The sequence below is a fragment of the Streptomyces spongiae genome, from assembly GCF_009377185.1.
Classification (GTDB): domain Bacteria; phylum Actinomycetota; class Actinomycetes; order Streptomycetales; family Streptomycetaceae; genus Streptomyces; species Streptomyces spongiae.
This window is the reverse complement of sequence record NZ_VJZC01000630.1, coordinates 1-5,587: the sequence shown is the minus strand read 5'-3', so window position 1 is coordinate 5,587 and position 5,587 is coordinate 1. Positions and strand designations below refer to the sequence as shown.

The 5,587-nt window shown below is 71.3% G+C and carries 3 protein-coding genes; all 3 read right to left on the bottom strand.

The annotated features are described in order from the left end of the window. Nucleotides 1-88 precede the first annotated feature (88 nt). A complete protein-coding gene (locus tag FNH08_RS43295) occupies nt 89-3,256 on the bottom strand; it encodes an efflux RND transporter permease subunit (protein ID WP_152776998.1) in 3,168 nt (1,055 codons plus the stop codon). Between the two features lie 214 nt (nt 3,257-3,470). Continuing rightward, the gene (locus tag FNH08_RS43290) at nt 3,471-4,157 is read right to left on the bottom strand and encodes a response regulator (RefSeq protein WP_152776997.1); all 687 of its coding nucleotides are present in this window, start codon (nt 4,155-4,157) and stop codon (nt 3,471-3,473) included. A gap of 71 nt (nt 4,158-4,228) precedes the next feature. After that, entirely contained in the window at nt 4,229-5,464 is a 1,236-nt protein-coding gene (locus tag FNH08_RS43285) for a sensor histidine kinase (protein ID WP_322726392.1), read from the bottom strand. Nucleotides 5,465-5,587: the final 123 nt, after the last annotated feature.

The following is a 5,587-nucleotide window of genomic DNA, read 5'->3' as shown; positions in this document are numbered from 1 at the left end:
CCCCGAACCCTGAGGTTCGGGGACCCGGCCGCCAGTGGAAGGACGATCGTGGAAGGACGATCGCGGAGGGACGGTCACGGAGAGGCGGTCACACGGACGCGGGCTCCGGTTCGTCCGAGGCCTGGTCCGTGGCCGACTGCTCGGGCAGTCCCGCCTTCTTCGCGCGCTTCGCCGCCTTCTTCTTCGCCCGCCGCTCCTTGCGGAGCTCGATCATGGCGTAGAGCGTGGGCACCAGCAGAAGCGTGAGCAGGGTCGACGTGATCAGGCCGCCGATCACGACCACCGCCAGCGGCTGGGCGATGAAGCCGCCCTCGCCGGTGATGCCCAGGGCCATGGGGAGCAGCGCGAAGATCGTCGCCAGTGCCGTCATGAGGATCGGGCGCAGACGGTGGCGGCCGCCTTCCACCACGGCCTCCACCACGCCGTAGCCCTGGCGCCGGTACTGGTTGATGAGGTCGATCAGGACGATCGCGTTGGTCACCACGATGCCGATCAGCATCAGCATGCCGATCATGGCCGGGACGCCCATCGGGGTGCCCGTGGCCACCAGCAGGCCGAGGGCGCCCGTCGCCGCGAAGGGGATGGAGACCAGCAGGATCAGCGGCTGGACCAGGGAGCGGAAGGTGGCGACCAGCAGCATGAACACGATCGCGATCGCCGCCAGCATCGCCAGACCCAGTGACGCGAACGCGTCGTCCTGGTCCTGCGAGACACCGCCGATCTCGGCCGTGGCGCCCTCCGGGAGCTTCAGCGCGTTCAGCTTGGAGGTCAGGTCCGCGCTGACCGCGCCCGTGTTGTCACCCGTCGGCTTCGCCGTGATGGTGGCCGCCCGCTGACCGTCGATACGGGTCATGGAGACCGGGCCGTCCACCAGCTTCACGTCCGCGATGTCGCCCAGCTTCACCGGACCCAGGCGGAGTGCCTTCAGCTCGGCCAGCGTGTCCGCCGGCTTCGCCGACCTGATGACGATGTCCCGCTCCGTGTCGTCCAGGATCGCCCGGCCGCTCGTCGTGCCGCGCACCGCCTGGGTGACGGCCGCGCCGAGGGTGGTGTCGTCGAAGCCGGCCGCGGCCGCCTTGTCGTTGGCGCGTACGGAGATCCGCGGCACGCTCTGCGCCAGGTCGCTCGTGACGTCGGTGACGTCGTCGAGCTTCGCGACCTCGTCACGGACGTCGTCCGCGGCCTCGCGCAGCACCCCGGCGTCCGCCGCCTTCACGACCACGCTCAGGTCCTGGCTGCCGAAGCCGTCCCCGGCCGCGACCGTCGTCGTACCGATCCCGGAGAGCTCCCCGAGCCCCTTCTCGATACGGTCCTGGACGTCCTCGTGCGACGCCGAGTCGTCCAGCATGACGGTGTACGACGCCTGGTTGGTGTCCGTACCGCCGCCGAAGGCCGCGAGGAAGCCGGACGAACCGATGGTGACCTGGTAGTCCTTGACGCCGTCGATGCCCGAGAGCATCTTCTCGACCTTCTTGGCCGCCTCGTCCGTCGCCGCCAGGCTGGTGCCCGGCTTCAACTCCTGCTTGACGTTCAGGACTTCCTGCTCGCCCTGGTCGAAGAAGTTCGTCTTCAGCAGCGGGGCCATGCCGAACGTGCCGATCAGGACCACCACAGCGATCGCGACGCTCGTCAGGCGACGGCGGGTCGCGAAGCGCAGGACCGGGACGTAGAGGCGCTGGAGCCGGCTCCTCGCCTCCTTCTCCTCCGCCTTGCGGCGGGCCTCCTCGGCGTCCTCGGGCGTGCCCTTCGGGGCGCGCAGGAACCAGTACGACAGCACCGGGACGACCGTCAGCGACACCACGAGGGACGCGAGGAGCGCCGCCGTCACCGTCAGGGAGAACGAGCCGAACAGCTCGCCCACCATGCCGCCGGTCAGGCCGATCGGGAGGAAGACCGCGACCGTGGTCAGCGTCGAGGACGTGACCGCGCCCGCGACCTCCCGTACCGCCTTGAGGATCGCCTCCTGGCGCTCCTCGCCGTAGCCGAGGTGGCGCTTGATGTTCTCCAGGACCACGATCGAGTCGTCGACGACGCGGCCGATGGCGATGGTGAGCGCGCCGAGCGTGAGCATGTTCAGGGAGAGGTCGCGGGTCCACAGGACGATCAGGGCCAGGACGACGGAGAGCGGGATGCTCACCGCCGTCACCAGCGTCGAGCGGATCGACGCGAGGAAGACCAGGATGACGAGGACCGCGAAGACGAGGCCCAGCGCGCCCTCGGTCGTGAGGCCGCTGATGGACTTGGCGACGGCCGGGCCCTGGTCGCTGACGACGGTGATGGTCGTGCCCGAGCCCAGGTCCTTGCGCATGCCGGGCAGCGCGTCCTCGACGGCGTCCGAGATGGCGACCGCGCTGCCGTCGCGGTCCATGGTGACGCTCACGGCGAGGCTCGGCTTGCCGTCGGTACGGGTGAGGGAGTCGGCGCGGGCCTCCTGCTCCTTGACGGTGGCGACGTCACCGAGGCGTACGGGCTTCGTCGCGCCCTGACCACTCTGGCCGCCCTGGCCGCCCTGACCGGTGACCATCAGGTCCTCGATCTGCTGCAGCGAGGTGTAGCCGCCGCCGACCTGGACGGTGCGGTTGGAACCGTCCTCGTCGAACGAGCCGGCCGGGACGGTCGCGCCACCCGCCTGGAGGGCCTGGCCGAGCGCGGCGGAGGTGAGACCGGCCTCGGCGAGCTTCTTGTCGTCGGGTGTGACGGTGACCTGGAGGTCCCGTACGCCGTCGACCGTCACCTGGCCGACGCCGTCGATGCCCTTGAGGTCGGGTACGACGGTCCGGTCGAGCTTGTCGGCGAGGGCCTGCTGGTCCTGGCCGGAACCGGAGCTGACGGCGAGGACGACGGTCGGGATGTCGTCCGTCGAACCGGCGACGACCTGCGGGTCGACCTCGTCCGGGAGCTGGACGCGGGCCCGGTTCACGGCCTGCTGGACGTTGGCGACCAGCTGGTCGGTGCCCTTGCCGTAGTCGAAGGAGGCCATGATCAGGGCGTTGCCCTCACTGGCCGTGGAGGTGACGCCCGTGATGCCGTCGACGGCTTCGAGGCTGTCCTCGATGGGCTCGACAACCTGCTTCTCGACGACGTCGGGCGACGCGCCCTGGTACGGCGCGAGGACGGACACCATGGGAAGTTCGATGGTGGGCAGCAGCTGCTGCTTGAGCTGGGGTATCGCGATCGCTCCGAAGGCGAGCGCGATGATCGACATCAGGCCGATCAGGGCCCGTTGTGCGAGGCTGAATCGGGACAGCCAGGACATGGGTCAGGGTCTCTCTTCTGTGAGCGGCAGAAGCGGGCGGGAGCCGGCGGTCGCAGGCGAGGCGCACGGCGCAGAATGAAGCGCACGGGCACCTGTGCAGCACATGTGAGCGCCCGCCCTTACACCCTGAGCCATCGCGGAGCGCCCACTTGTAGGCCCCAGGTCCCGTTCCTTATGCGGCACCTACTCCGGCCGCAGTACACCCGGGTCGAGCTCAGTCCACCCTTGGGCGTACGAGCCCGGACTCGTACGCGATCACCACGAGCTGGGCCCGGTCGCGGGCGCCGAGCTTGGCCATGGCCCGGTTGACGTGCGTCTTCACGGTCAGCGGGCTCACTTCGAGCCGCTCGGCGATCTCGTCGTTGGAGTGCCCGCCCGCGACCTGGACGAGGACCTCGCGCTCCCGGCCGGTCAGGGAGCCGAGCCGCTCGGAGCGGGCGGGGTCGCGCCCGTCGTCGTCCGAACCGTCGCCCTGGGCGAGGAACTTGGCGATCAGCCCCTTGGTGGCGGCGGGCGACAGCAGTGCCTCGCCGCCCGCCGCGACCCGGATCGCGTTCAGCAGTTCCTCGGGCTCGGAGCCCTTGCCGAGGAAGCCGGAGGCGCCCGCGCGCAGCGACTGCACCACGTACTCGTCGACCTCGAACGTCGTCAGCATGACCACGCGGACGTGGGTGAGCGCGGGGTCGGCCGTGATGAGCCGGGTGGCGGCGAGCCCGTCGGTGCCCGGCATACGGATGTCCATCAGCACCACGTCCGCCCGCTCCTCGCGCGCGAGTTCCACGGCCTCCGCCCCGTCCGAGGCCTCCCCCACGACCTCCATGTCCGGCTCGGAGTCGACGAGCACACGGAAGGCGCTGCGCAGGAGCGCCTGGTCGTCGGCGAGCAGGACGCGGATGGTCATGTGGTGTCCCCCGGTGGGTCAGAGCTGGGTGGGTAAGCGCTGGGTCGGTCGTAGGGGCCTGTCCGTGGCGGTCACGCGGTGTCCTCGGCCGGGGCGGTACGACTGCTGACCGGCAGGATCGCATGGACGCGGAAGCCGCCGCCGTAGCGGGGGCCCGCGGTGCAGCTGCCGCCGAGGGCGGTGACGCGTTCGCGCATACCGAGGAGGCCGTGGCCGCCACCGTCGTCGTGCGCCTCTTGGCCGGTGGGCTCTCCGCTGCCGTTGTCGAGCACGGTGACCTCGATGTTCGGTCCCACGCGTACGACGCTGACCTCGGCCTTCGCCTCGGGTCCCGCGTGTTTGCGGACGTTGGTGAGGGCCTCCTGGATGACGCGGTACGCGGCGAGGTCGACGGCGGCCGGGAGGGCGGTGCCGTGGTCGGCGCGGGCGACCTCGACGGGGAGACCGGCGTTGCGGAAGGTGCCGGCGAGTTCGTCGAGCCGGTTCAGCCCGGGGGCGGGCTCGGTGGGGGCCTCGGGATCGCCGGACTGCCTCAACAGGCCGACCGTGGCGCGGAGTTCGTTGAGCGCGGAGCGGCTGGCCTCGCGGACGTGGGCGAGGGCTTCCTTCGCCTGGTCCGGCCGTTTGTCCATGACGTGGGCGGCGACTCCGGCCTGGACGTTGACGAGGGCGATGTGGTGGGCGACGACGTCGTGCAGGTCGCGGGCGATGCGGAGGCGTTCCTCGGCGACGCGGCGGCGGGCCTCCTCCTCGCGGGTGCGTTCGGCACGTTCCGCGCGTTCCCTGATGGCGTGGATGAAGGCGCGGCGGCTGCGTACGGCGTCTCCGGCCGCGGCGGCCATGCCGGTCCAGGCGAAGAGGCCGAGGTTCTCCTGCTCGTACCAGGGCAGGGGGCCGACGAGCATGGCCGTGCCGGTCAGGGTGGTCATGGTGAGCAGGCCGACGCGCCAGGTGGTGGGACGGTCGGTGGCGGAGGCCGAGGCGACGGTGTAGAGGGCGACGACGGCGGACATCGCGACGGGGGCGCGGGGGTCGCCGGTGGCGAGCTCGATGAGCGAGAAGCCGGCGGTGACCGCCAGTACGGTTCTGGGGGCTCGGCGGCGCAGGACGAGCGCGGCCGCGCTCAGCGTCATCAGGGTGACGCCGAGGGCGTCCGGGGTGCGGGCGCCCCACTTCGCCCCGTGCTCGGCGTTCGGGTCGACGAACGAACCGGCCAGCATGCAGACCAGCACGGCGGCCGCCAGGGCGGCGTCCAACGCCAAGGGGTGCGCTTTCAGCCAGTGGCGGGCGTGGAGGAGGGTGCTCACATCTTCAAACGGTACGGGGGCCCTGCCGGGGGCGGAACGGGTGCTGGCGGTAACCGTTCGCGTGGGGCGCCCTCGCGGGGGCTCCGCCCCCGGCCCCCGGGAGGGGGCGGTGGGTGTCTGGGG

What these genes read in the sequence shown, in the direction of transcription:
- FNH08_RS43295 (WP_152776998.1), bottom strand. Translation starts at nt 3,256, where the DNA reads ATGTCCTGGCTGTCCCGATTCAGCCTCGCACAACGGGCCCTGATCGGC.
- FNH08_RS43290 (WP_152776997.1), bottom strand. Translation starts at nt 4,157, where the DNA reads ATGACCATCCGCGTCCTGCTCGCCGACGACCAGGCGCTCCTGCGCAGC.